21 protein-coding genes are annotated in these 24,748 nt (G+C 55.1%); 16 read left to right on the top strand and 5 right to left on the bottom strand.

Going from position 1 to position 24,748, the window contains the following annotated elements:
- Window positions 1-109: 109 nt before the first annotated feature.
- Together AC2TDA_RS15575 and AC2TDA_RS15570 are read left to right on the top strand one after the other, a co-directional pair.
- Window positions 110-958: a Rossmann-like and DUF2520 domain-containing protein gene (locus tag AC2TDA_RS15575; protein WP_480879595.1), complete on the top strand. Its 849-nt coding sequence runs from the start codon at window positions 110-112 to the stop codon at window positions 956-958.
- A gap of 178 nt (window positions 959-1,136) precedes the next feature.
- A complete protein-coding gene (locus tag AC2TDA_RS15570; protein WP_480879594.1) occupies window positions 1,137-1,898 on the top strand; it encodes an aspartate/glutamate racemase family protein in 762 nt (253 codons plus the stop codon).
- 39 nt (window positions 1,899-1,937) lie between these two features.
- Here the strand turns inward: AC2TDA_RS15570 and AC2TDA_RS15565 are convergent, their stop codons facing one another.
- On the bottom strand, window positions 1,938-2,636 hold the full coding sequence (locus AC2TDA_RS15565; RefSeq protein WP_480879592.1) for a GntR family transcriptional regulator: 699 nt from the start codon (window positions 2,634-2,636) through the stop codon (window positions 1,938-1,940).
- Between the two features lie 142 nt (window positions 2,637-2,778).
- Between AC2TDA_RS15565 and AC2TDA_RS15560 the strand changes: the two genes are divergently transcribed.
- From AC2TDA_RS15560 to AC2TDA_RS15525, 8 genes are all read left to right on the top strand, one after another.
- Complete coding sequence (locus AC2TDA_RS15560; RefSeq protein ID WP_480847337.1) at window positions 2,779-4,029, top strand: NAD(P)/FAD-dependent oxidoreductase; 1,251 nt, start codon at window positions 2,779-2,781, stop codon at window positions 4,027-4,029.
- 61 nt (window positions 4,030-4,090) lie between these two features.
- Window positions 4,091-5,071, top strand: coding sequence for a TRAP transporter substrate-binding protein (locus AC2TDA_RS15555; RefSeq protein WP_480879590.1), 981 nt, complete (start codon window positions 4,091-4,093; stop codon window positions 5,069-5,071).
- Between the two features lie 65 nt (window positions 5,072-5,136).
- Window positions 5,137-5,664, top strand: coding sequence for a TRAP transporter small permease (locus AC2TDA_RS15550; protein ID WP_480879589.1), 528 nt, complete (start codon window positions 5,137-5,139; stop codon window positions 5,662-5,664).
- Window positions 5,665-5,668: 4 nt separating this feature from the next.
- Window positions 5,669-6,982 carry a TRAP transporter large permease gene (locus tag AC2TDA_RS15545; protein ID WP_480879588.1) on the top strand — a complete coding sequence of 438 codons (1,314 nt, stop codon included), beginning with the start codon at window positions 5,669-5,671 and terminating at the stop codon, window positions 6,980-6,982.
- A gap of 48 nt (window positions 6,983-7,030) precedes the next feature.
- Window positions 7,031-7,465, top strand: coding sequence for a universal stress protein (locus AC2TDA_RS15540; RefSeq protein WP_480879587.1), 435 nt, complete (start codon window positions 7,031-7,033; stop codon window positions 7,463-7,465).
- A 33-nt stretch (window positions 7,466-7,498) separates the two neighbouring features.
- Complete coding sequence (locus AC2TDA_RS15535; protein WP_480879586.1) at window positions 7,499-8,623, top strand: enolase C-terminal domain-like protein; 1,125 nt, start codon at window positions 7,499-7,501, stop codon at window positions 8,621-8,623.
- A 65-nt stretch (window positions 8,624-8,688) separates the two neighbouring features.
- A complete protein-coding gene (locus tag AC2TDA_RS15530) occupies window positions 8,689-10,422 on the top strand; it encodes a thiamine pyrophosphate-binding protein (protein ID WP_480879585.1) in 1,734 nt (577 codons plus the stop codon).
- Between the two features lie 272 nt (window positions 10,423-10,694).
- Window positions 10,695-11,750 carry a Gfo/Idh/MocA family protein gene (locus tag AC2TDA_RS15525; RefSeq protein WP_480847345.1) on the top strand — a complete coding sequence of 352 codons (1,056 nt, stop codon included), beginning with the start codon at window positions 10,695-10,697 and terminating at the stop codon, window positions 11,748-11,750.
- 145 nt (window positions 11,751-11,895) lie between these two features.
- Here AC2TDA_RS15525 and AC2TDA_RS15520 read toward each other — a convergent pair whose 3' ends face one another.
- Window positions 11,896-13,104, bottom strand: a complete 1,209-nt coding sequence (locus AC2TDA_RS15520; protein ID WP_480879584.1) for a glycosyltransferase family 4 protein — start codon at window positions 13,102-13,104, stop codon at window positions 11,896-11,898.
- A gap of 216 nt (window positions 13,105-13,320) precedes the next feature.
- Between AC2TDA_RS15520 and AC2TDA_RS15515 the strand changes: the two genes are divergently transcribed.
- From AC2TDA_RS15515 to AC2TDA_RS15500, 4 genes are all read left to right on the top strand, one after another.
- Window positions 13,321-14,787: an oligosaccharide flippase family protein gene (locus AC2TDA_RS15515; RefSeq protein ID WP_480879583.1), complete on the top strand. Its 1,467-nt coding sequence runs from the start codon at window positions 13,321-13,323 to the stop codon at window positions 14,785-14,787.
- 373 nt (window positions 14,788-15,160) lie between these two features.
- Entirely contained in the window at window positions 15,161-16,054 is an 894-nt protein-coding gene (locus tag AC2TDA_RS15510; RefSeq protein WP_480879582.1) for a glycosyltransferase family 2 protein, read from the top strand.
- 42 nt (window positions 16,055-16,096) lie between these two features.
- On the top strand, window positions 16,097-16,996 hold the full coding sequence (locus AC2TDA_RS15505) for a glycosyltransferase family 2 protein (RefSeq protein WP_480879581.1): 900 nt from the start codon (window positions 16,097-16,099) through the stop codon (window positions 16,994-16,996).
- A gap of 21 nt (window positions 16,997-17,017) precedes the next feature.
- On the top strand, window positions 17,018-19,042 hold the full coding sequence (locus AC2TDA_RS15500) for a polysaccharide pyruvyl transferase family protein (RefSeq protein ID WP_480879580.1): 2,025 nt from the start codon (window positions 17,018-17,020) through the stop codon (window positions 19,040-19,042).
- A 233-nt stretch (window positions 19,043-19,275) separates the two neighbouring features.
- On the opposite strand, the gene AC2TDA_RS15495 is transcribed toward AC2TDA_RS15500, so the two are convergent.
- From AC2TDA_RS15495 to AC2TDA_RS15485, 3 genes are read right to left on the bottom strand one after another with little or no spacing between them, the layout of a single operon-like run.
- The gene (locus tag AC2TDA_RS15495; protein WP_480879579.1) at window positions 19,276-20,421 is read right to left on the bottom strand and encodes an ABC transporter permease; all 1,146 of its coding nucleotides are present in this window, start codon (window positions 20,419-20,421) and stop codon (window positions 19,276-19,278) included.
- Window positions 20,418-21,344, bottom strand: coding sequence for an ABC transporter ATP-binding protein (locus AC2TDA_RS15490; RefSeq protein WP_480879578.1), 927 nt, complete (start codon window positions 21,342-21,344; stop codon window positions 20,418-20,420). The genes AC2TDA_RS15495 and AC2TDA_RS15490 overlap by 4 nt, the downstream gene beginning before the upstream one ends.
- Window positions 21,341-22,294, bottom strand: a complete 954-nt coding sequence (locus tag AC2TDA_RS15485) for an HlyD family secretion protein (protein ID WP_480879860.1) — start codon at window positions 22,292-22,294, stop codon at window positions 21,341-21,343. Before AC2TDA_RS15485 ends, AC2TDA_RS15490 begins: the two co-directional genes overlap by 4 nt.
- Window positions 22,295-22,576: 282 nt before the next feature.
- Here AC2TDA_RS15485 and nrtS point away from each other — a divergent pair, with 282 nt between their 5' ends.
- Both nrtS and AC2TDA_RS15475 read left to right on the top strand, forming a co-directional pair.
- Entirely contained in the window at window positions 22,577-22,840 is a 264-nt protein-coding gene (gene nrtS / locus AC2TDA_RS15480; RefSeq protein ID WP_480847357.1) for a nitrate/nitrite transporter NrtS, read from the top strand.
- 123 nt (window positions 22,841-22,963) lie between these two features.
- Window positions 22,964-24,706, top strand: a complete 1,743-nt coding sequence (locus tag AC2TDA_RS15475; protein ID WP_480879577.1) for a cobalamin-dependent protein — start codon at window positions 22,964-22,966, stop codon at window positions 24,704-24,706.
- Window positions 24,707-24,748 lie beyond the last annotated feature (42 nt).

Genomic DNA, 24,748 nt, shown 5'->3' with positions numbered 1-24,748 from the left:
AACCCTGATGTCGGCGTCGGAACTTATGCGACCCGATCCAAATTGCTGTAAACTGGCTGGAAAGCAAAGTAACTCAACTTTTTAGCCATCTGAGTGGGAGCACCGTCCAATGTCCCGGATCAAAGTGAACCTCATTGGCGCCGGGCGTGTTGGAAAGACGCTGATCAGTCTTATCGGCGAGGATCCGAACTGTGAAATTCAATCTGTCCTGAGCGCAAGTCACCGATCCGCAATTGAAGCAGTACAATTGGCTGGGGCAGGACAGGCGATTGGGGGATTTAACGAGCTGAAGGCAGCCGACCTTTGGATCCTGGCCGTCCCCGATGGTCAAATTGCGTCTGTGGCCGCTGAACTCACTAAAGCGCGACGCGGCAAGGAAGACGATACTTCGATTGCCATCCATTGCAGCGGCTTTTTCCCCGCATCGGAAATGGCCCCCTTGCGCGACTTGCAATGGCGTCTGGCCAGTGTTCATCCGGCAATGTCCTTCGCCGATCCAGCGATAGCCAGGAAACAGTTCAGGGGTGCTCTTTGTGGGCTGGAAGGCGATAAGGACGCCAAAACCTTTGTTCGGCTTGTTTTCGAAAAGTTGGGTGCTCAGTGCTTTGACATTCAGTCGGAAACGAAAAGTCTTTACCATGCAGCTGCCGTTTTTTCGAACAATTTCACTGTTGTCTTGCAGGCTATTGCTCGCGAGGCCTGGGCTGAAGCCGGCGTGCCCGAGGAAATCGCAAAACAACTAAACGAGACCTTAATGCAAGGTGCCACCGAAAATGTGTCGGCGTTTGGTCCACAACAAGCACTGACCGGACCGGCCTCTAGAGGCGATGAGATTGTCATGGCGCAACAAGGCTACGACGTCTGTGCCTGGCACCCGGCTGCTGGATCAATCTACAAGGAAATGAGCGCATTGGCGCGCATCCTCAAGCAAACCGGCAATACGCTAAAAGAAACGTGACGTGGTGTGAGCCTGTGCGGCCGCTATCTGATTGCGGGAGTTAGCGGCGTTCAACGAGAAAGTTGAATGTGCAGCAGAAGTTTTGACCGGGATTCTGGGTTCTAAGGATTCCAGATTGACTCTCTTTCGAACTGTATACAGTAATGTCTACAAGTTTCCGATTGTAAGGCAGAACCCAATGCACACCTGTCACGGCGGTAAAACCGTATACGGCGCCAATCTTGGCATTCTTATGCTTGAAACTCAGTTCCCTAGGATTCCTGGTGACATCGGCAATGCCACAACCTGGCCCTTTCCGGTGCAATACCGGATTGTTCGCAGCGCTACGCCGGACCGGGTGGTGCGCAACGATGCCCGTGAACTGGTTGGTAATTTCATCGAAGCAGCAAAGGATCTAGTCGCGAGTGGTTGTGATGGTATCACCACCAATTGTGGCTTTCTGTCGATCGTGCAGGATCAACTGGCGCAGGCAGTTCCCGTCCCCGTCGCAACTTCGTCTTTGATGCAGACGCAAATGGTGCAGGCGATGCTTCCTCCGGGCAAGCGCCCCGGTATTCTGACAATCTCAAAGGAGACACTAACCCCCGCGCATCTGGAAGCGGCAAATGTTCCACTTGATACACCGGTTGTTGGTACCGAGGGTGGCAGCGTGTTCACACGCGATATTCTGGGCGATGCTCCCGAAATCGACTTTGCGGCTTGCCGAGAAGACATGCTGGCGGCAGCACGGCAACTGGTTACAGAGCATGAAGATGTCGGAGCCATCATTCTGGAATGCACCAATATGACGCCCTACGCTGCCGATGTGCGCAAACTGACGGGCCTGCCGGTGTTCTCGATCTACAGCTTCGTTCGCTGGTTCCATCAGGCGTTGGTTCCGGACCGCTTTCCAGCAGAGCTTGATGATCCATTGCTTGGTCTGGCCGGAAGAAAACCCTGACGGTGCATTCTCCGCACCACTAGACGAGCGGCCTCAAAGCTAGCCACCGGGGACATATAGTTGTGAATAGGCAACGCGGACCAATTCAACGGTTTGCTCGCTGCGCCGTTCGATATGGCCTCGTAACGCCGCCACTGCGCGATCTAGGGTGCGTTCCTTGACGGCGTCCAGAATGGCTCGATGGGCGGACATTGATGCCTGATCGGTATCTGTATCATCGCGCCGGTCCCGTAGCAGGCGCAAGTTGATGATCCTTACATACCGGATGCGTTCGTTGACGTTACACAGCAGTTTGATCAGTTCCTGATTGCCGGAAAGCGATGCCATTTTGATGTGGAACTCTTCATCCATTCGCAGCAATTCGTCCAGATCAGTGCAAGCCGAGTAGGATTTTTCTATCTCGTCCAGATAGGCCACCACCGAGTCGATATCCTCATCTGCAGCGGATTCGATTGCGCGTATCAGCGCCTCGGTCTCAAGCGCGCACCTTAGCTGATAAAGCTCAAAAACCTTTTCTGGGCTCAGTGGTCGGCAGAAGAACCCCTTGCCTAGCTCAAAGGTTAAAAAACCTTCTGATACCAATCGATTAAGCGCTTCGCGCAATGGTGTTCGACTGACGCACAAACGTTTCGTCAACGCAGTTTCGTTCAACCGCTCGCCCGGCTTGAACTCGAAATTTATCGCCATTTTGCGCAGCGCCTCATAGGCTCTTTCCACGCTGCCTTCCGATTTGGACATTGTACTCTCTGGTAAGTCTCGGTTGCCCTGTTTTAGCAGAGACAGCCGCAAAATAAACAATTGTCTTCACAGAATTCTACAAGACTGTATACAGTTCAGAATATAGTACACACCCAAATGATTCTGGGTACGGTGAGGGATGATGAACTCCAAGGGCGAACAAGTAGTCGTTATCGGTGCCGGGATCGTGGGCGTGTCGACTGCCATCTGGTTGCGGCGAAAGGGTGTTGATGTCACCATCATAGATCGCAACCCGCCCGGGGACGAAAAGGCTGCATCCTATGGCAACGCCGGAGTTTTAGCGGCCTGTTCGGTGGCGCCTGTAACAGCGCCTGGCCTGATGTTCAAAGGTCCGCGTATGGCGATGGACCCGAATTTTCCGCTGTTTCTGCGCTGGTCTTATGTACCGCGTCTAATACCATGGTTGCTGCGGTATATGTCGAACGCCAATGACAAGGATACACAGCGCATTGCAAAGGGGCTTACCCCGCTGACAAGCGACACGGTCGAACAGCATCTGTCATTGACCAAGGACACTGATGCGGCGGAATGGATACAGACCAGCGATTATAGCTTTGTCTACCCCTCACGGGCGGCGTTCGAGGCCGACGACTACACCTGGATGTTGCGCAAAGTAGCGGGGTTTGAGCCCGAGATTCTGGAGGGCAGCGCAGTTCGGGAATTTGAACCCAATCTATCCCCGGAATTGAACTTGCTTGCAGTTATGCATGACCACGGGTTCAGCCGTAATCCGGGTGCCTATATTGCCGCTCTGGCTACCGAAGCCGAAAAGCTGGGTGCTGTTTTTCGCCAAACAGAGGTTGTCGACTTCGAGCTGACTGATGGCCAGGTTACGTCTGTTGTGACCAGCGATGGGAAGTTGAGCTGCACCAAAGTGGTTCTGGCAACCGGTGTTTGGTCTAAGAAGTTGGCCAGAAAGCTTGGGATTTCAGTACCGATTGAAAGTGAGCGCGGCTACCATATGGAATTTACCGCGCCTGAAAATGGGCCGGCGACGCCGATGATGGTGGCAACAGGAAAATTTGTGGCCACGCCGATGGAGGGCAGGCTGCGCTGTGCTGGGGTGGTGGAGTTCGGAGGTCTGGAGGCGGGTCCATCGAAAGCACCGCTCAATCTGCTCAGGCGCAAAGTATTGGAGAGTTTTCCTGACCTGAAATTTGAAAGCGAAAGTAGCTGGTTGGGTCATCGTCCAGCACCTTCAGACAGTCTGCCGCTGATCGGTGAAATTGGAAACACCGGCGTTTTGGCCGGATTTGGTCACCATCATATTGGCCTTACGGCCGGGCCCAAAACTGGTCGGATTCTGGCAGGGCTGATCACCAATGATCGCACCAATATTGATCTGAGCACATATGACCCGATGCGGTTCTAACTGAATAATCAAGAACGCTCTGCCATCAGAGCGCAAAATCAAGGCAACAAGGGAGCCAAACATGTCAACCACACTTACCAAGCTCGCCGCCAGCGTCGCTGTCCTAACCGCATCAAGCGTTGCTGTATCGGCGGAAACCTGGGATATGCCGATGGCGTATTCGGCCACCAATTTCCACTCGGCAACCGGTGCGGAATTCGCAGAATGCGTGACCATCGGAACGGGTGGTGCACTCACCATTCAGACCCACCCCGGGGGTTCGCTTTATGCGGGCGCTGAAATCAAACGTGCCATTCAAACCGGTCAGGTGAATATCGGCGAACGCTTGCTGTCCGGTCACCAGAATGAAAACCCGCTGTTTGGCTTTGACTCCGTACCGTTCCTGGCAACCTCATTCGAAGCCTCCGAGAAGCTTTGGGAAGCCGCCAAAGGACCCCTGACGGAATTGCTGGCCGAGCAAAACCTGCACCTTCTATATTCCGTTCCGTGGCCTGGGCAGGGGCTTTATTTTGACCGTGAAGTGAATTCTCTGGCCGATGCTGAGGGTCTGAAGTTCCGCGCTTACAACTCCGCTTCTGCCCGGCTGGCTGAACTGGCCGGTATGTTGCCGGTACAGATCGAAGCAGCCGAAATCAGCCAGGCCTTCGCCACCGGCGTTGCACAAGGCATGGTTTCGTCGGGGTCCACCGGATACGACCGTAAGGTCTGGGAGAGCCTCTCGCACTATTATGGTGTGGATGCATGGATGCCCCGCAACTATGTGATGGTGAACACGGATGCCTGGAATGGTCTGGATGAGGCCACCAAGAATGTGGTGAACGGATGTGCGGTTTTAGCTGAATATGCCGGAGACTGGCGCTCGATCCAGTACACTGAATTCACAGTCAACGAACTGGCTAAAAACGGGATGACCACTGGTCCGGCCGGTGATGCGCTTTCAGCCGAGCTGCGTGCAATTGGTGAAACCATGACTGCCGAGTGGCTGGAATCCGCAGGGGACCAGGGCAAGCAAATCGTCGATGCCTTCAAGGCGGCTCAATAATCCAACCGCAATGAAATTGTCCCGGCGTCGGATCGGCGCTGGGGCTCATGAAAAGGAGGATAGCCGTGGCGTTTTTCAGTCTTTTGCGTACCGTTTTGGACGCCATCTATCGCTGGGCCGGATACGTTGCCGCTGTCTTTTTGATCCTGATCCTGTGTTTCGTTTCCATGCAGATGGTGTCTCGCTGGGTCGGTGAGATTGTTGTCGGCGGACCCGATTTTACCGGGTATTGCATGGCTGCGGCGTCGTTCCTGGCTTTGCCTTATGCACTGAACAGCGGCAGTCACATCAGGGTCAGCTTGCTGCTCAACGTGATGGGGCGATACCGCAGATATGGCGAGATCTGGTGCTGGGCGATTGCCAGCTATCTGACTTTCCTGTTCGCCCGATACGCGATCAAGCTGACCTACGAAAGCTATCGCTTTAACGACATCAGTCAGGGACAGGATGCCTGGCCGATCTGGATTCCACAGATGTCGATGGTAATCGGCACCGTGCTGTTGGCGATCTGCGCTTTGGATAACCTGATCTGCACCCTCTTCGCGGGTAAAGACAACATTCGATCCGTTGGGGTCGATGCACACGCGGAGTGACACAATGGATCAAGTCTACCTCGTACTCATTTTCCTGTTTGCCTTGTTTTTGTTGCTTGGAACAGGTGTTTGGGTCGCTCTTGCGCTTTTCGGTGTAGCCTATCTTGGGCTTGAGATGTTCACCACGCGGCCGGCGGGCGACGCGATGCTGACCCGGATCTGGACTGGCTCGTCCAGCTGGACTCTGACGGCGCTGCCGCTGTTTATCTGGATGGGAGAAATCCTGTTCCGAAGTCGATTATCACAGGATATGTTCCGCGGTCTCAGCCCCTGGATGCAGCGGATGCCTGGCGGGCTGGTGCACGTGAATATTGTCGGGTGTACGATATTCGCCGCTGTCTCGGGCTCCTCTGCCGCCACGCTCACCACAGTCGGTAAGATGTCGATTCCGGAACTTCGGGCGCGTAAGTATCCTGAATATATGATTATCGGCACGCTGACCGGTGCGGCAACGCTAGGCCTGATGATCCCGCCGTCGCTGACTTTGATCGTCTACGGAGTCGCGGTTGAACAGTCGATCTCGAAGCTGTTCATGGCAGGCATTTTGCCCGGTATCGTTCTGGCCGGAATGTTTATGGCCTATGTTGCCGGCTGGTCGTTCATCCGGCCCAAGGAAGTGCCCGAGATTGCGGACAAGATGACCTTTGGGCAAAAGCTGAATGAAAGCCGGTTCCTGATCCCGATCATCCTGCTGATTTTGGTCGTCATCGGCTCGATGTATGGCGGTTTTGCCACGGCGACCGAAGCCGCAGCAATCGGAGTCATAGGCGCCTTCATTCTGGCTGCCTTGCAAGGATCGCTGACCAGAGAGGCGTTTATCGAAAGCCTACTGGGTGCGACCCGGACATCGGCGATGATCGCCTTCATCCTGATGGGTGCGATTGCGCTGACCCTGGCCATGGGCTTTACTGGCCTGCCGCGCGCGTTGGCGGAATTCATCGAAGGTCTGAACCTGTCGCGCTTTTCGTTGCTGCTTGCCTTGATGCTGTTTTACATCGTGTTGGGCATGTTCCTCGACGGTATCTCATCGGTGGTTCTGACCATGGCAATCGTTCAGCCAATGGTCGAAGGAGCCGGCATCGATCTGATCTGGTTCGGTATCTTCATCGTGGTGGTTGTAGAAATGGCGCAGATCACCCCGCCCATCGGCTTCAATCTGTTCGTCATGCAGGGGATTACCCGACATGAAATGGGGTACATCGCCAAAACAGCGCTGCCGCTGTTTCTGATCATGGTGGTAATGGTGTTCGTCCTGATCGGCTTCCCCGAACTGGCGACTTACTTGCCTGACAACATGGTAAACTCGGTTGGCCGTTAACGGGCCAACCCCCTTTTCCCGGTGTACGGGTATCAAGAGGGTGGTAAAATGACCAAAGGCATTATTCTTGCCGCCGTGGACCTGGTCCACAAGGATGCAGACAGCCTCGTTGTGAAAGAGGCGATCTCGCTGGCGCGAAGCCATGACAGCAAGGTTGAATTGGTGTTCGTTATTCCTGACCAGCAGAACAGCTATGTTCAGGAGTACATTCCCGTCGATATGCGGGAAAAAGTGCTCGTAGAAGCGCTGAACGACCTTCAGAGCTATGGCCTGACCTTTAACTGGCAAGGTGTAGATCACAACACGCAGGTTCTGCGCGGGGTGGTCTATGAGAAACTGATTGAACACGCAGACGAAGTCGGCGCCAGTTTTGTGGTTATCGGCGCCAGCCGGCCTTCCGTGACAGATCTGTTTATCGGCCCGAATGCTGCACGCGTGTCCCGTTATGCATCCTGCAGTGTTTTGGTCGTCCGGCCGCAATAAGTCGCACCCCGCCAAGTCTTGATGGAGAACAGTGTGAGCGATCACAAGATAGAAGAAATTCGCGTTCACCGAATTTCAATCCCAGCTAAGGCCGTCCATTCCCACGGTAGTGGCGACGTGGCAGGTATCAACGTTGCGATTGTGGAAATCGTGACGGATACAGGTATCACCGGTTGGGGTGAAGCCTCACCCTGGCCGGTTTTTACTGGTACCGCCGAAGGCAATGCCGCAGCGCTGCACGTTCATCTGCGTCCGCATTTGATCGGTCAGGACCCTGTGCAGGTCGAAAAACACATGAACATTGCCGATAAGGTTGTGGTCGGCCATCCTGAAGCCAAGGCCGCGCTTGAAATGGCGCTGCTGGACATTACCGGTCAGATCACCGGGCTTTCAGTCTGTGAACTGGTTGGTGGACGGATGCGTGACAGTATGGGCATGAGCTTTTCGGTCGCAAACCCGGACTTTGCCTCCGATCTCGATGACATTTCTGCGATGTGGGAAGACGGGGTTCGTATCTTCAAGTTCAAGACCGGGTTCGCAGGCCACAAGTTCGATCTGATGCGCTGTGAAAAACTGCGTGAAATCTACGGTGACGAAGCCGACATCCGCATCGACTACAATCAGGGATTGCCAGCTTATGATGCAGTGCGATGCATTCGTGATCTGGAGGCGTTCCGCCCGACATTTGTTGAACAGCCGGTCAAGATGCACGAACGCGAGGTGCTGGCACATATCACTCACGTGATCGACACACCGATCATGGCAGATGAGAGTGTGTTCGACCCCAAGGGTGCGGTTTTCGGTGTACAGCATAAGATCGCGGACATCTTCTCGTTGAAGATCATGAAATCCGGCGGCATCCGCCGCGCGCTGGAAGTAGCAGCAATTGCACGTGCGGCTGGTGTAGAAATCTATGGGGGCTGCATGTTCGAAACCGGACTGGCTCATGCGGCAGGCGCGCATTTGATGGCTGCGGTGCCAGACCTGCTGCTGCAATGCGAATTCTACATGGCAACTTACTACGCTGCCGAAGACATCCTGACCGAACCCTTTCCCGTCAAAAATGGCAGGGTTCACGTTCCCACCGGTCCCGGTCTGGGCGTGAAGGTCGACCCCGAAATGCTTGAGAAATACGCCGTGGATACTCCACTGGCCTAAATAAAAAACTGCGAAAATTCTGTATACAGTTACGTATGCAGATCGCCACTGAAAGGTGCAAACCAATGGATTATTCAGAAGCCAAGCGCATGAATGGCGCACAGATCATTCTTAAAATGCTGGAGCTTCATGGCGTCAAACATGTGTTTGGTTTGCCCGGCGAAACCACCATCGGATGGTACAAGGAATGGCGTGAGCACAGCGACATCGAATTCGTGCTTACCCGTGACGAACGCACGGCCTCGTATGCCGCAGAATCTTATGCCAAAATCACCGGGCGCCCTTGTGTACTTGAGGCACCAAGCCCTGGTGTAACTCATTGTTCCCCGGGCATAACCGAGGCCTACCTCAGCTCGGTTCCAGTAATCTTTTTCAGCTCGGACATCCCGATCAATCAGGACAAAAAACACGGGCTTACGGGTGTCGATCAGACCAAGCTGTACGATAGCATCTGTAAAGAGTCTTTTGTGCTGACCAACGCCAGAGAAATCCCATTCCTGATGCGCCGAGCGTTCCGCGTTGCAACCTCGGGTCGGCCGGCCCCTGTTCATATCCGCGTACCAATCAATATTTTTGGTGAAGAGGCGGACGTTGAGGATCTCTATGCCGAACCCGATTACAGCTTCTACCCGGCCCATCGCCCGGTGGCTGATCATGGAAAGATCCGGGCGGCCATCGACGTGCTGCTTTCATCGAAAAAGCCTGCCATTGTTTGCGGGCAGGGTGCACTGATCTCCAAGGCAACCGACGCGATTCTGGAACTTGCAGAGTTGCTGCAAATTCCGGTCGGGACAACAACCCCTGGCAAAGGCACCATCCCCGAAGACCATCCGCTCGCGCTGCGCGTGATCGGCGGTCGTGGCGGCATGGAGTATTCCAACAAATACGTACTCGAAGCTGACACCATTTTTTTCATCGGATCGAACACGGATAGCGCAGCGACCGATCATTGGAAGCTCTATGGTGACCCAAAGACGAAGGCTTTCCTGCATCTGGATATTGCCGAAGCCCACGTAGGTAACAACTTTCCGGTTAAGGTTGGCATGGTTGGCGATGCCCGCGCCAGCGTGGAATACATGGTCGAGATTATTAAGTCGGATTACCCCGATACACTGCGTGAAAAGGTTGATTTGAACCCGATCAAGCAGACCGCTTTGGACAAGGTGTTCAACTCGAATATACCGATGCCGGAAGGGACGATCTCGCCGGTTAAACTGTCTCAGGTTCTGGACAAGATCATGCCTGACGATGCCGTCGTGACCTCAGAGCCGGGCGTTAGTGCAATCTACCCTTCTGCCTTGCTGACCTTCCGAAAGCCCGGGCGCCGTTACATCACCAACTATTCGATGGGTGCCCTGGGGTATTCGGTCCCTGCTGCTTTGGGCGCGGCGTATGCCAATGACGGTCCCGTTATTTCTTTCACTGGCGACGGTTCGTTTGGATTTGTGATAGGCGACATGGAAACCCTGAAACGCAGTGGCAAGAACGTCACTGTGATCCTGACCCGAAATGACACATTTGGCTGGATCCGGGGTGAGGCCATCTTGTTGGATGACATAGATGAGCCCTGGTCGACCGACTTTGGGCGCGTTGACTATGTCAAAGTGGCGGAAGGCTTTGGTTTCAAGACTGCGCGCATTACGTGTGAGGCAGATATCGAGCCGATCCTATCCGAGGCAATCGCAAATCCCGGTGCAAATTTCATCGAGATTATGGTGCCCTCGCAGGACAAGATTGTTCCCTTTGTGCCCAATTGGGTTCGAGCCGCACGAGCTAAAAACCTGCCGTATTTCTACTGATAAGCTTGGCTGCGGGGCGCGAATTGTATTTCGGCCCCGCACCAATCACTTCCGCCTCACTTCAGGCTATTGATCGAAGTGGTCGTTCGGTAGGCGTATTTCACAAAAATTGGTTACCGGACGATCTTTGGATGGCTTCTGATGTGTAGAGCCGGGCTTTGAGCCTTAATTAGTTCATTTTGGGAATGACAACCTACAGCCTGTATGAATAGTTGTAGCGAATGAATTACGTTACCGATTGAATTTTTTACCAGAAGTTGAGGAGAGACATAATGCGTATTGGTGTTGTTGGTGCAGGCAAGATCGGCAAGTTGCGAGTGCAGTCGATCATTGCGGACCCCACCGCCGAACTTGTTGCAGTTGTCGATGTGAACCAGCAAGCCGCAGAAGCGGCAGTTGCAGGCACCAACGCAACAGCGCATTCGGATCTCGATCCATTCCTCGAAACAGAAATGGATGCAGTGATCGTGTCCATCCCACCACATCTGCATGAAGCGGCTTGTGTGGCCGCCTTTGCTCGGGGTTTGCATGTGTTGTGCGAAAAGCCGCTTTCGAACACGGTCGAAGGCGGCCAGCGCATTGTAGACGCCGCCAAGGCCGCGGATCGGGTCCTCGCTGTCGGATTCAACCTACGCTATTACCCGTTCGTCAGTTTTGCGCGTGAAGCAGTTGACGCGGGAAAGATCGGAAAGATCGACCATGTGCGCATTTATGGAGGTCATAATGGTCTCCACAATTTTGGGCATGAGTGGGAATACAAGATGCCGGAGTCAGGCGGTGGCGCCATGATGGATATCGGCATACACATGACTGATCTTGCACGTTATTTCCTGGGTGAGATCACGTCCGTTTATGGGGTGATGACCGAGAATATCTGGCATGTGAATGGCTCCGAAGACAACGCGATGGCAGTTTTCAGAAACCCAGATGGCATCACCGCCACCTATCACGCGACTTGGGCTGAATGGAAAGGCTACAAATCCTTTGTCGAAATTTACGGGGACAAGGGCATGGTACGGGGGGCGTATGCGCCGATGCAGAGCCTTCTGATTTCAAAGCCCACGACAGATGGGCCGGAAACACGGCAGCGTAAATTCTATCCCGAAATCATGATCCGAGAGAAGTTGAAGACCTGGCAATCCACCTGCCTGTTGTCCTTCCAGGAGGAATTGCGGGATTTTCAGCACATGATTGAGGGTCAGCTTGACGTGCCGCTGGCAGATGGCCATGCCGGATTAAGAGCGTTACAGGTTGCGGCAGCGGTCCGCGAAAGCACTGGTAGTGGACAGGTCGTGGCCTTGGAGAACATCGGGAACATGCGAAATTGAGGCGGTCATAAGAATGGTCCAAAAACGCCAACAAAGAGTAACTGGCACTTTATCGTTTTGACTTCCTGAGGCTTTTTCGACCCACTTTCTGTGATTGGCCCGCTGCGCGGCGGAAAAGGGTGGAACTAACCTGGGCTAACGCGAATTAGGCCGTGTTGCCTGATGCATCGTCATGGCAGCGGCGGAAACTATCTTCACCCAGCTTGGCCGCGTGATCCCAGCTGAACCCGGCGGCGCGAGGTAATGCAGCGGCAGTCAATGTCCGGCGCAGATCTGCGTCACCAATGAACTTAAGTATCGTGTCGCGGATCGCTCCTAGATCCTCGGGGTCATAGTAAATCCCCGCATCACCCACCACTTCGGGCAGGCTGCCTCGATCAGAGGACAACACAGGAACACCGCAGGACATCGCTTCGACCGCTGGCAGTCCAAACCCTTCCCACAGCGATGGGAAAACCAGAGCCGCAGTAGACGCGAAAAGCTCGACCAATTCTGCGTCTGGTACATAACCGGTAAAGGTCACATGTTGTTCGAGTGGCGGGTTATCCCGGACAAATGCCATCAATTCGGGCACATTGTCCCAAAAACCCTTACCGGATGTCGATCCGACAATGGCTAGATGCACCTCCGGGCGCTCCTGCACGATTTGCGGCATCGCCTTGAGCAGGCCCAGAATGTTTTTGTGCGCATTCATGCCGCCTACATAGACTAGCAATTCCGCATTCTCTGGAATCCCATGTTTTTCACGCGCGGCCATGGCAACGCCTTTGTCCTTGATCGGGCGAAACACCGGATCAGCGGCTTCGGTGACAACGTCAATCTTGCTACGCGGGATGTTCAGGTACGACTCCATATCGGCAGCAGATGTTTCAGAGACCGTCATAGCCCGCGTCATTTGCTGCTTGGCCAGCCAGGTCTTAAGTTGCCACAACCGATGGTTGGTTTTGGTTGGAAACAACAGATGCGGAATCCGTTCGGCAGTCGTGTCGTGAAAACAAGTCACGCAGGGAACCCGCGACAACAGCGGGAAATAGGAATAGACGGCCGGGAAATAGAAAATATCAAACTGCATGCGCCGTACCAGCTTGCCCATGGTCCAAAGATACCCAGCCGAGCGTGACGTGTCGCCCACCGCTGTTTCGTTCAACCCTTTGCCGGTGGCGGCTGTTGCCACTTCCACCCCGTCCGGCACGGGCCAGTCAGAAGCCGGCGTCTGATCGAACACCAGCGTGTAGCGAAATCCGTTATCCCGAGCTGCCAATGCCGTGATGAATTCCCGAGTAAAGCGGCCAAATCCTCGATCGTTAGACCAGGTTGTGGCGTCGATACCGATGTGGAGGGTTGAATTTGACATATGAAATCCTGTTGAAAAAACGAGAACTGGTAACAGCACTTGGCCGGACTTTATCGAATTGACCGTACTTGTATAGCCACTTGGCCGTCCAATGACCGATCATCGGGCCTTTCTACATGACCAAAACTCATCCCGGCCTTGCCATGAGCTTGGGCGATGCGAATGATGGACTTAAGCGGCGGACATCGCCCAGCAGTCAAATAGAAAGACCACACCATGTCGATCATCGACACCGCACGCGAGCGGCTGGCTCATATCATGTCCGACCGGGGCCCCAAGCTGTTTCGGGACTTTGTGTCACTGGTCAGCGGACAGTCAGTCAGCATGGTGATCGGATTTGTCGCTTTTGCGTATTTGGCGCGCGTGCTGGACGCCACCGAGTATGGTGCGATCGAACTGGCAATTTCGATCGCCGCATTCTCAGCTATCGTCATTGAATGTGGTGCCGGAACCATCGGTGTGCGCGAACTCACGCGAACACCCGAGCTTGCAGAGGAACTGGCGACGCAGGTGCCGGTGGCAAGGTTGGCGCTGGCGTCGATTGTGATCCCGGTCGTGGGAATTGCCGGGTACTACACCAGCCAGGACCCTGAAATCACACTGCTCATCTGGATTTACGCGCTGTCCCTTCTGGCAGTGCCATTCAAGCAGGAATGGCTATTGCAGGGGTATGAGAAAATGAGCATCGCCGCATTGGCACAACCGATCCGGACCGCGATTTTTGCCGGTGGAGTGTTTGTGTTCGTGGCTCCGGGAAGCAGCATGTTGACCGTGGGGTGGATCGAATTGGTCGCAGTCATAGCAGTATCTGCGTTCTATCTGATTGCTCAATACACATGGACTGTGCCTTTCCGGTTTGGCTGGCCTCCACGCGCCGCCCTGTTTTTCTTGAAAGAAGGCTTTTCAGTTGGTTTGGCCAACATGTTGTGGGCATTCATGCTTTACGTGCCGATGTTCCTGTTGGTCAGCCTGACGGATAACACCGGTCCGGCCTGGCTGGGTGCCGCGCAGCGGATCGTAATTTCGCTCATGACGCTGAGCTTTGTATATCACTTCAATCTTTATCCCGTGATTACCCGGACGGTACTGAATGATCGCAAGGTATGGGGCCAGGTTATGCAATCCTCAGTGCATCTGGTTGCCTGGGCGGGGATTGCGCTGGCGCTGCTTCTGACCATTCTGAGTACACAGATCATGGGGTTGGTTTTTGGCTCAACTTATCGCACCGCTGGCCCGGTGTTGGCGGTGCTTGCCTGGGCCGTTCCGATCCGGATGTTGTCGGGCCATGCACGATGGTCACTGATTGGCTGCGCGCAGCAGAAGTACCTTCTATGGGCCGAGATTGCCGGGTCGATTGTATTGGTTGGCACAGGTGTCGCCTGCATTCCGTTTCTTGGGGCGCCCGGTGCGGCGCTGGCGCTTTGCGCGGGCCTTCTGGCCAGCGGAATTGTCACTCAGGTCGCGGCCCGCCGTCTGATCGGTTCCATGATGCTGCTCAAGTCTGTCGTACTGCCGCTGGTAGCCGCCTGCGTGGGCTTGGGGCTGTCCCAATTGCTTTCGGATGACCCAAAGTTGCAATTTTTGATTTGCGCCGGTGTCTATTGCGCCGCAGGTCTGACCCAGATCACACCTCTTTACCAGGATTTGCAGCGGATAGCTTACGCCAAAGAGACCCCCGCCTGATTCGTGTTCTCACGCCAAACATCAGCATCTTCGGAAACAATGATCTAATATGAGTGGCATTAAGCCGAAAGTCGGGCCAAAAGGAAAATGCAGTACAGCAGCTGCCCAATTGCTGAGGAAGTCAATAGTCTCCCCGGTTTTGGCTTACGCTTGCGTTGAGGAAATGAAATCTGCAGTCCACAGGTTGATCGACATGCTCAGGCCCTTTCAGGCCAGGCCAAACTTGCGGCGCTCCAAGTAGATTGACGGTACCTGCAAGAGCTTTGAACCGCAGGTACCGGGTGCTTGACAACTCATAGCCGGGCTTGCACACAGATATCAGTGCGCAGCTCAGTTTGTTTTTAGTGTTTTTTTACCAGTGCAGGAGTACGGCATGCCAGCACCTGACCTCTCAATCATCATTCCATCGGTGAACAGTTATGATGATCTGAGAAGCTGTTTAGACGCACTCGCTGCGCAACGTTCGGCCCAACTGGAAGTGATCGTCGTCGACCGGCTGGGCGAAGCTGTGCGGCAAGCCGCTCAGCACGATTTTCCAAGCACTGTAATTCTACCGGTGGCTGAAGGAACAACGATCCCGGAAATGCGGGCGGTCGGTATTGCTGCTGCGACGGCGCCGGCTGTCGCAGTGATCGAGGATCACGTGATCGTTCCACCTGATTGGGCTCGCCAAATGTTGGATGCACTGAACGAAGGTCATGACGTTGTCGGCGGCGCAATCGAAAACGCCGCCACAGAGACATTGATGGACTGGGCCGCATTTCTCTGCGAATACAGCGCCTCACTGCCGCCTTTGCCATCGGGTCCGTCGGGTGGGGTGCCTGGAAACAACGTGATCTATCGCAAATCCGTTCTGGATCGCTATGGCGATATTCTGGCGCAGCACAGATGGGAAAACCACCTGCATGACGCGATGAAAGCCGACGGCATCGAACTGATCATGCGACCTGACATCGTTGTCGGGCACAAGATGCATTACACGTTCTGGCTCTATTTCTCGCAGCGCTTTCTTTATTCGCGGTCCTACGCTGGCGCCCGGGTGGATGGTGCTCCGTTATCGCGTCGTCTGGCCATGGGGGCGGCTGCCTTTGCTCTGCCCCCTTTGATGTTTTACCGGACTGTCCAGCGTATAGTATCCAAGGGCACACATATCGGACATCTCGTCAAATCGCTGCCATTGCTTGTTCCGTTTTGCTTGTCCTGGGGGGCCGGAGAGGTGACCGGGTACTGGTTCGGTCCGGGCAATGCGTTGAGCAAAGTCAGGTAGGGCAGCGCAACCATGTCAAACACTCCTGACTTGAGCATTGTAATGACGATTGTCGATGGCGGGGCGGTGCTGACGCGCTGTCTGGACGCGTTGGCCGCTCAACAGGGTGACGCCAAGTTCGAAGTGCTGGTTCCCTATGACCATATGTCGGCAGAGGCAGGACAATTGGCCAACAGTTATCCCCAATTTGACTTCATCGACCTTGGGGAAATTCTGGACGGCATCATTCCAAAGAACCCGCTGGAGATGCATGCATTCTACGACACCCGCCGTTCCGAGGCGATGAAGAGGGCGCGTGGTCGACTAATTGGTATCATCGAGGATCGCGGCGTCCCTGATCCGAATTGGGCTACAACGATGATCCGCCTGCACGACGAACACCACCACGGTGTGATTGGTGGAGCTGTGACCAACGGCGTGAACCGCCTGTGGAACTGGGCCATTTTCTTTTGCGATTTTGGTCGCTACCAGCCGCCTCTGTCCGAGGAGAACCCGGAATATGTGACCGACACGAACATTGTCTACAAGAGAGACGCAATAATGTCGGTCAGGGAATTATGGGACGTCAAATATCTGGAAGCGCAGGTGAACTGGACGTTGCGGGATGCCGGGGCAGGTTTAATGCTGTCTGATGCGGCCATCACCGAACAAATGCGGCCAAAAGTCAGCGTTGGAACCCTTGCCGGTGAACGGTTTCATTGGGCACGTATGTTCGGTCAGGTGCGGGCGCGCGAAATCACCCGTGGCCAACGGTTGAAACTGTGCTTGGCCATGCCGCTGCTGCCTTTCGTGCTGTTTCTCCGACACTTCCGTCGCCAGGTGGCAAAGGGTCGTTATGTTGGCAAGTATATTGCTGCAGCACCTTTGACTTTGTTCTTGCTGGTTTGCTGGTCGGCCGGTGAATTCGTCGGCTATGCTGAAACCAAACCGAGATCTGACTGAAATCAAGAAACTAGGATCGTGATGACCCCTTTCCCCCTAGACCTCATCCTACATGACGGTTGGACGCCCGAGGAGCTGGCCGCGCAATTGCAGGCCATCCGACCGGGTGAGAAAGTGGCTCTGAACATCCTTCCGAACGCTGATTTCGCCAGTAGCACACTGATCTCAATACTGGCAGACCTCACCAGACTGGAAAGCATAACGCTGCGAATGGATCCAGACATGGTGGCGCCGGGCGAAATTGCCAAACTGAGCTCCTTTGCACAATCGCGCAGTATCAACTTCACGGCGGATTTTGTTTTAAAGGAGACTCATGACGTACCGGCGCATGTCCTCGGTCAAGCTGGCCCGCTGAGTCAGATCGTTTCAGCAACGTTAGCTCTGCTAGAACACCATTGCGCCGTACGTTGGCTGATCCCGTTGACGCCGCCTTTGGTTTATCGGCTGGAATTTCTGGCCTCACTGGCGAATGCGAACAATGCCACAACAGTGCTACTGCCGCCGTCGGCGCTTGGGCAGGCCGACATTGGCTTATTGGGCGAAGACCGGTTGTTTGCTTGGGATTTTGTGGCCTACCGTCTGCTGGGCGAAGAACTTGAGCAACTTGAGCGTAGCCGCATCGCCCCATTGCAGCGGCTTTGCAAGTTACTGTCGGATAATCCCAGTCCGGAGACTGACGCTCCTTGGGGCCAATTGGACAGCGCTAAGGGATTTTCCGAAAGGCACTGCTCCCTGGGTGATCTTGGCGCGGCGTTGCTAAGGCCAGGCCCCGAAGGTCCCAGCGGGCCCGCTGCAACAGACGTGTTGAAGACAAAGATTGCCGATGTTGCCGACGTGTTGGGCTGCGGTGTTCCCGCGCATTTGCGGGCAAGCAGCGTGTCTACAACCGGATCCGGCGGGGATGACCCCGAAATGCCATATATATTGTTGATTGGCGCCTATGGGGGTGAGCATATCGGCGATGCCGCTATTTTAGGTGGTGTCCTGCACCGGATTCACAAACGACATGGCACTGTCCGCGCAATCTTGATGACGCAACGGCCATATCATACTCGCCATCTGATCCCGATGCTGGATGTGCCTGTCGAAATCGAAGTGCAGGAATACACAGGCGCGAATATCCGCGCCGCGGTGTCTTCGATCGATGGTGTTGTGTTTGCCGGAGGACCTCTGACCGATCTGCCCAAACAGCTGGTACGCCATCTGGAAACCGTAACCCGTGCCAAACGGCGTGGTTTGCCCTTCGTCATGGAAGGCATCGGCCCCGGGACTTTTGTGCGCAAACCATCGGAAATCACCGCCCGGCGACTGGTTAAACTGGCCGACCGGATTACGATCCGGACGCGTGACGATGCCCGCCGCCAGATTATTCAGGGATGTGAAATTGAAATCGGCCGCGACCCGGCTTTCGATTATCTGGAAACTCGGGGCGAACTACTGACCCGTTTGCCCGCCCACGAGCCTGAGCAGATTGATACCTTGTTGACCGGAACAGAGGGTCGGCCAGTGGTCGGGATCAATATCCGGCCTATTGGTTCGCTGTTTACTCCCGCCGAACCGGGGCGTGACCCTGCCGCCCATACCCGCGCGGTCGAGGATCGGTGCGAACGCGAGCTGGCGCAGGGGATGATGGACTACGCCCGCAATTCCGGCGCCAATCCGTGTTTCGTGTTCTTTCCAATGAATGCGATCCAGTTCGGCATGTCGGATCTGCGCAGCGCCTGGAGGATCATTCAATATCTTGAGCCGGGAACCGATTTCCGTATTTGGCAGGCGGATGCGTCCCTTGATGGGACCGTTGCCCTTTTGCGCAAGATGGATGCCGTCATCGCAATGCGTTTTCACGCGGCTATATTCGCACTCAGTCAGGACTGTCCGGTGATCGGTATCGATTATCGCATCGGCAAGAAAGACAAGGTGGCCGCCGTGCTTGCCGATGCCGGAGTCGAGGAAAACTGCCGCCGGATCGACGAACTGCGTGCTGATTGGTTGACCGAACGGTTACAGGCCCTTTGCCCGGCAAAAGCGACTGAAAAGGCCACATGATGTTTTAGGAGTAGGCACAGCCCATTGCCAGGATCACAGGAGAGGGCCAGTGGTACCTGTTGGCCGGTGGGCCAAGGGACTGCCTGTTCCGCAAGATCGACGTCACAACCCAGCGCGGTCTCTACGATATGTCACGGCTGCCTATCAGCTGCCCAATCTCCAATTGTCCTAGTGCAATAGTGTTACGCCGCCGAACAATTCAGCTTGTAATGGAATTAAGTGATCTCAATGGCTTAACCCAGGCGCTTTTTGAATCTGAGCGTCGCCGCAAGTAACCCGAGGATTGCGAAACCGATCATCCATAGAATTTCCCAGCGGAGCGCATAAAGCGAGGCGTCGCGCAGAACGACCCCGCGGATCATGTCCATGAAATGCGTGGCGGGCAGGATCTGGGCGATGATCTGCACGGGTCGCGGCATACCGTCGAAGGGGAACATGAAGCCGGACATCAAGATAGAGGGCAGCAAGACGAAAATGGTCATCTGCATCGATTGAAGCTGGTTTTGGGCGAGGGTGGAAATGACCAACCCCAATGACAGGCTGGCAATGATAAACAGCAGCGTCACTACAAGTAGCGCACCCAAGCCACCGTTCATTGGAACTGCAAACAAAACGTGTCCCAAACCAAGTATGATCGCGACCTGTAACAGGCCCAGAAAAATGTAGGGAATGATTTTTCCGATCATCAGCTCGATTGACCGGATCGGCGTGTTGATCAGCATCTCCATATTTCCGCGCTCGCGTTCCCGGACGATTGCGGCAGAAGTGAACAGGATCATTGTCATGGTCAAGATAACTCCGACGAGACCCGGCACAATATTGACGGCGGATCGTTGCTCGGGGTTGAAATAGAGCGTGACCTCGAATGTCGGCACCTGCCGGTTCGGCGGCATTTTCAACAACTCGGTCAATGGCATCGTGCGCAGGGACTTGATCGCGCTGGCCACCATCGTGTCGGAACCATCGACGATCCAGTGCGCGACCGGACGGCTGCTGGTCAGATTAGTAGTATCAGGCAAGCCTAGCCCGACAGAGGGGCTGCGCGCGATCCGATTATCTACGTCCGGCGGGATGATGAAGGCAGCCCGTACGCGGGATTCCGTGATTGCCTGTTCAGCTTCTTCCGGGTTTACCAACTGTTCGGTCACGTTCACGACCTGCGTCGCCTGAACCAATTGCGCCAACGTCCGTGACAATTCCGTATTGGCCTGATCCACAACTGCCACTGGGACGTGCCGTAAGTTGGTGTTGATTGCATAGCCAAACAGAAGCAGCTGAATCAGCGGGATCATGATGACCATGGCGAAGGTCATCCTGTCCCGCCGCAACTGAAGCAGCTCTTTCCTCAGGACAGCGGCGATGCGGCGTAGAGAGATCATGACCCTACCCCACGTGTTGCGCTAACAAACACATCTTCCAGATTGGGGCGCTGAGGCGTCAGAGACAGATCTGAAAAAGTACCAAGAAGCGATTGTAGCATCGCAACCGGATTGGATTCGGATTTGTCAATCAGAACCCGCAACCGCGAACCGACCTGCGCAGTCGACAGTATTTTGGCTTTGCCATCCAGTTCGTGTTTGACCTTCCGCAGGTTTGGGCCTTCGACCTCGACGACGACGGCCTGTAGGTCCTCCATCAACTGCCGTGGCGATCCATCGGCTTTTTTCACACCGTGTTCGAGGATGGCCAATCGATGGCACCGTTCCGCTTCATCCATGAAATGCGTGGACACGATCATCGTTGCGCCGTCATCGACCAGATCGAACAACTGCTCCCAAAAAGTGCGGCGGGTCTCCGGATCAACGGCCGAAGTTGGTTCGTCAAGAAACAGCAGCTTTGGGTGGTGCATGACTGTCGCTGCAAGGGCCAGTTTCTGCCGCTGGCCGCCGCTCATGCTGCCGCTGAGCTGATTGACGTTGTCGGTCAGATCATAGGTGTGGAGCAGCTCCTCAATCCGCGGCGCGGCTTTTTTCCGGGGGATGCCATAAATCTCGGCAGCAAATCTGAGGTTTTCCAATACCGTTAAATCGCGGTAATACGAGAAGATCTGTGTCATATAGCCGATTTCGCTTTTCAGCGGCTCGGCGGCATCAGGCATCGGCCGACCCAGAACCGAGGCCGAGCCACTGCTGGGTGTCAGCAACCCGGTCAACATCCGCATGGTTGTTGTCTTCCCGCATCCGTTCGGACCCAAAAACCCATAAATCTGGCCGGTTCGGATTTCCAGATCCAGGCTGTCGACAGCTGTTTTTTCACCGAACCGCCGAGTCAGACCCTGCGTCGAGACCACCAGGTCGGTCATGGCATCCTGACCTGTACCGGGACACCAGCAGGCAAATCCGGTGATGCGCCCGGCAAGTCGATTTCCGCCAGATAAACCAAGCGGGTTCGGTCGTCCTTGTTCAACCCGTAATAGGGGGTGAACGAGGCGTCATCGCTGATCCAACGCACCACGCCCTCTAACGCGTCATCCAGTCCGTCAACGCGGACCTCAAGACTATCACCCGGTTTAATACCCACGCGATGAGGTTCCGGAATGTAAACACGGGCATAAGGCGTTTGACCGGTGACCATGACGGCAACCGGGCTTCCAGTGGTGACACGTTCACCCAAATTCCAGGGCAGGGAGTCCAGCACACCATCTCGGGTTGCGACGACGGTCAGGTCGTCCAGTACAGTTTTCTCGGCCTTGACCAAAGCGTTTGCGGCACGAACGTTTGCTTCAGCAACGGCCAGATCCTCGGGTCGCGTGCCATTTTGCAATTCCTTCAGAGATTCCCGCGCACTGACCAGTTCTGCACGTGCAGAATCCCGTAAGGCCAGATCCTGTTCCAAACGTGCCTCGGTCACCACTGAATTGACCACCAACTGAGAGTTTCGGTCGTACACCGCCTCGGCGTCGGCTAGCCGTGCCGCGGCACCGGCAACTTTGGCTTCTGCAATCGCAATCTCTTCTTGCCGCGGACCGACCTGAAGCTTGAGAAGCGTTGCCTCAGCCTTTTCAAGCTCCGCCTGCGCCAAACTCAACTTTGCAGTTTGCAACGTACCGTCGAGTTGGACGAGAATATCGCCCGCTTTGACCAGCGTTCCTTCGGGAACCGGCAGGTCCACGACAATCTCGTTCGAGGTCGCAGTCAGAGCCACCCTGTCCCGTGCCAGAACACCCAGGGCTGCGCTGGCATCAGTTCCCGAGCATCGATCCAGAACCGCCGGCAACGCGGCAACGAGGATCAAAGGGATGGGTAGCGTCATGTTCAGCACAGGTCACCTCCTATAGCGGGGCTCCAACAAATGTCAGGTCGATGCCCAAACATACATTCGCGCATTCCGAGTTGTATATACTGAAGTCACTGATTTCCCCCGCTTCTGTAGTACTTAGGTGTATGGCGCTGGCTAAATGAAAACGTCGCAGCAGAGCAGACAGCCATTCCCATCACGTCAATTTTTCTGGCGAAACTTGGCTCAATTCGGTGAAGCTGCTATCGAGCGACGGCATGATAGCTAAATCGAACTTCCAGATGTCAGGATCACATTATGTCCAGCGGCGGTGAAATCAACGGGTTCTGGGAAATTGCCACCGAGCGCAGCGTGGTTATCCGGTCCCTCAGAATTGCGCTCATTGTTGGAACCGTATTGGCGGTGATCAACCATGGAGACCGTTTTTTTACGGGTTCTTTCGATGTGGGGGCCATCTTCAAAATTGCTCTGACTTACCTGGTGCCCTACTGCGTTTCGACTTATTCCTCTGTTCTGGCCGTGCGCGAACGGTTGCAGAGTGTGGACCCTGCACCCGAATAGGAACCGTTCCGGATGGGCGCTTGAATGCCGTCAGTCGTTGTTTTTGGGCTTGAGTCCAATGAAACGACGTAGAATTGCAGATCTGTTTCGACGGGCGAGCGCAAGCAGGCAAAGGGATCTTTCATGAAACCGAATCCAGAACTGACCGCAGAGTGGATGCTGCCGGGTTCGATGCTTTTGCAACAGGGCCGCACCATGGCCGCAGAGTGGCCCTTGGGTCGCAACCTGTTTCTGGACAGCCAAAACGTGGTTTCCGAAGCGGAGTATAAACGTGCCCAGGCGGCCAAAGGGCGCATCATGCAGCACGCGCATATTGGTTTCCGCAGCATTGACCGAACAGTTGATGCGATGACCCGGCTGCATGAAACGGGCTTGGCGCGTGAAGTTGAGATCGACCGTTTCGGCATCACACTGGATTGGTCGATGGGCTATCCACCCGAGCATCGCGCCACCGCCGGTCGCGGCACTGGCATCATTCTGTCTGGACCCGAAGATTTTCGTAGGATCACCAATGCGAGCCCCGCTGCCGCCCATTTCGGGGACTTCATGCTTGGGTTGCCAGGGGCGTTGCACAATACACAGGCTGCTATTGCCGCCGGGGCGACAGCGATTGGCAATCTGGGGCAGTACTTCACCTTTCGGCTGCCCTTCTGGGATGACGACGTTGCCACAACCGAGGCAACTGTCACCGCGCTTGGTCTGATCGCGGCTCAGCCGGGCGAAATTCTGGTGCATTCCAACTTGGATGATGGCTTTGCTGGCTTGTTTCTGGACGTGACCAGCGCCTTTGGCATGATGCTGATCGAAAAGCACATCGTTGAAGACCTGATCGGAGCCCGGGCCTCGTTCTGTTTCGGGCACCATTTTCCCGACCCGCTGACTCGGTCAGCCTTTCTCGCCGCACTGGCGCAAGAAATTGAAACTCCCGGTACGATGATTTTCGGCAATACGGTCGCGTATAGAGGCGTACCAGCGGCAAATTATGCCAGCCTCGCCAATTATCTGCTGGCTGATATCTCTGCGCTAAATCATGCCCACACCGGTCACGCGATCAATCCAGTACCTGTCACGGAAAATCTGCGTATTCCGGATGTGGATGAGATTTTGGATGCGCAGACATTCGCTTCGCGGTTGGCAGAGCATGCTCCCAGCTACACCCGATTGGTTGATCGTGAAATAATCGACGTTTTGGCGCAGAAACTTATTAACGGCGGGCGCAAATTTGCTAGTGCAGCCTTGGCCGGCCTGTCCGAGCGCGGGGTCGACATCACTGACCCGGCCGCTCTGATGCTGGCCATTCGCAGGCTCGGAGCCAAGCAAATGGAGGCGCTATGGGGGCAGGGGCATAAGACCGGTGATCGTCGCCGCCCGCTTGTCCCGGCGGATTGGGCGCAGGAGCTGGACGAAATGGCGCAAGGCTGGGTTCGAACGAACTGCCAAAAAAGCGAAGCTCTGACTGATCTACACGTGGCTCTGGGTACGACGGACGTGCATGAACATGGCGCCTATCTGGTGCGGCAAGCGCTTGAAGGGCTCGGTGTGCGGGTTTCGGATGCGGGTGTTGCGCTGGATCCTCAAACACTTGTGACCAGCGCCTGCGAAGTAGAGGCGGACGTGATCGCGGTCAGCACCTATAACGGCATCGCCCTCAGCTATGCCCGGGCGGTTCAGGACCAAATGCTCCGGCGGGGGCTGGAAATGCCCGTATTGATCGGAGGGAAACTGAACCAAATTGCCGAAAACTCCAACTCCGACCTACCCGTGGATGTTTCAGAGGAGCTGACGGCACTGGGCGCCGTTCCCTGCCATGGGCTGGACGACATGTTGCAGGCCTTGCAAAGCCTGCGTGAGCAAAGGTCGTCCTGATTGCGCCCAATCTTCAAAGTAAAAACAAGGCACGTGAAATGC

The sequence above is a fragment of the Ruegeria sp. HKCCD6426 genome, assembly GCF_057221115.1.
Note: the sequence above shows the minus strand (reverse complement) of the source record. Positions and strands in the feature narration are given on the sequence as shown.

Coding starts and splice junctions, on each gene's coding strand:
- AC2TDA_RS15485 (WP_480879860.1), bottom strand. CDS start 22,294: ATGACGCTACCCATCCCTTTGATCCTCGTTGCCGCGTTGCCGGCGGTT.
- AC2TDA_RS15565 (WP_480879592.1), bottom strand. CDS start 2,636: ATGTCCAAATCGGAAGGCAGCGTGGAAAGAGCCTATGAGGCGCTGCGC.
- AC2TDA_RS15555 (WP_480879590.1), top strand. CDS start 4,091: ATGTCAACCACACTTACCAAGCTCGCCGCCAGCGTCGCTGTCCTAACC.
- AC2TDA_RS15505 (WP_480879581.1), top strand. CDS start 16,097: ATGACGATTGTCGATGGCGGGGCGGTGCTGACGCGCTGTCTGGACGCG.
- AC2TDA_RS15495 (WP_480879579.1), bottom strand. CDS start 20,421: ATGATCTCTCTACGCCGCATCGCCGCTGTCCTGAGGAAAGAGCTGCTT.
- AC2TDA_RS15525 (WP_480847345.1), top strand. CDS start 10,695: ATGCGTATTGGTGTTGTTGGTGCAGGCAAGATCGGCAAGTTGCGAGTG.
- AC2TDA_RS15560 (WP_480847337.1), top strand. CDS start 2,779: ATGAACTCCAAGGGCGAACAAGTAGTCGTTATCGGTGCCGGGATCGTG.
- AC2TDA_RS15530 (WP_480879585.1), top strand. CDS start 8,689: ATGGATTATTCAGAAGCCAAGCGCATGAATGGCGCACAGATCATTCTT.
- AC2TDA_RS15575 (WP_480879595.1), top strand. CDS start 110: ATGTCCCGGATCAAAGTGAACCTCATTGGCGCCGGGCGTGTTGGAAAG.
- AC2TDA_RS15510 (WP_480879582.1), top strand. CDS start 15,161: ATGCCAGCACCTGACCTCTCAATCATCATTCCATCGGTGAACAGTTAT.
- AC2TDA_RS15515 (WP_480879583.1), top strand. CDS start 13,321: ATGTCGATCATCGACACCGCACGCGAGCGGCTGGCTCATATCATGTCC.
- AC2TDA_RS15475 (WP_480879577.1), top strand. CDS start 22,964: ATGAAACCGAATCCAGAACTGACCGCAGAGTGGATGCTGCCGGGTTCG.
- AC2TDA_RS15540 (WP_480879587.1), top strand. CDS start 7,031: ATGACCAAAGGCATTATTCTTGCCGCCGTGGACCTGGTCCACAAGGAT.
- AC2TDA_RS15570 (WP_480879594.1), top strand. CDS start 1,137: ATGCACACCTGTCACGGCGGTAAAACCGTATACGGCGCCAATCTTGGC.
- AC2TDA_RS15545 (WP_480879588.1), top strand. CDS start 5,669: ATGGATCAAGTCTACCTCGTACTCATTTTCCTGTTTGCCTTGTTTTTG.
- AC2TDA_RS15520 (WP_480879584.1), bottom strand. CDS start 13,104: ATGTCAAATTCAACCCTCCACATCGGTATCGACGCCACAACCTGGTCT.
- nrtS (WP_480847357.1), top strand. CDS start 22,577: ATGTCCAGCGGCGGTGAAATCAACGGGTTCTGGGAAATTGCCACCGAG.
- AC2TDA_RS15500 (WP_480879580.1), top strand. CDS start 17,018: ATGACCCCTTTCCCCCTAGACCTCATCCTACATGACGGTTGGACGCCC.
- AC2TDA_RS15490 (WP_480879578.1), bottom strand. CDS start 21,344: ATGACCGACCTGGTGGTCTCGACGCAGGGTCTGACTCGGCGGTTCGGT.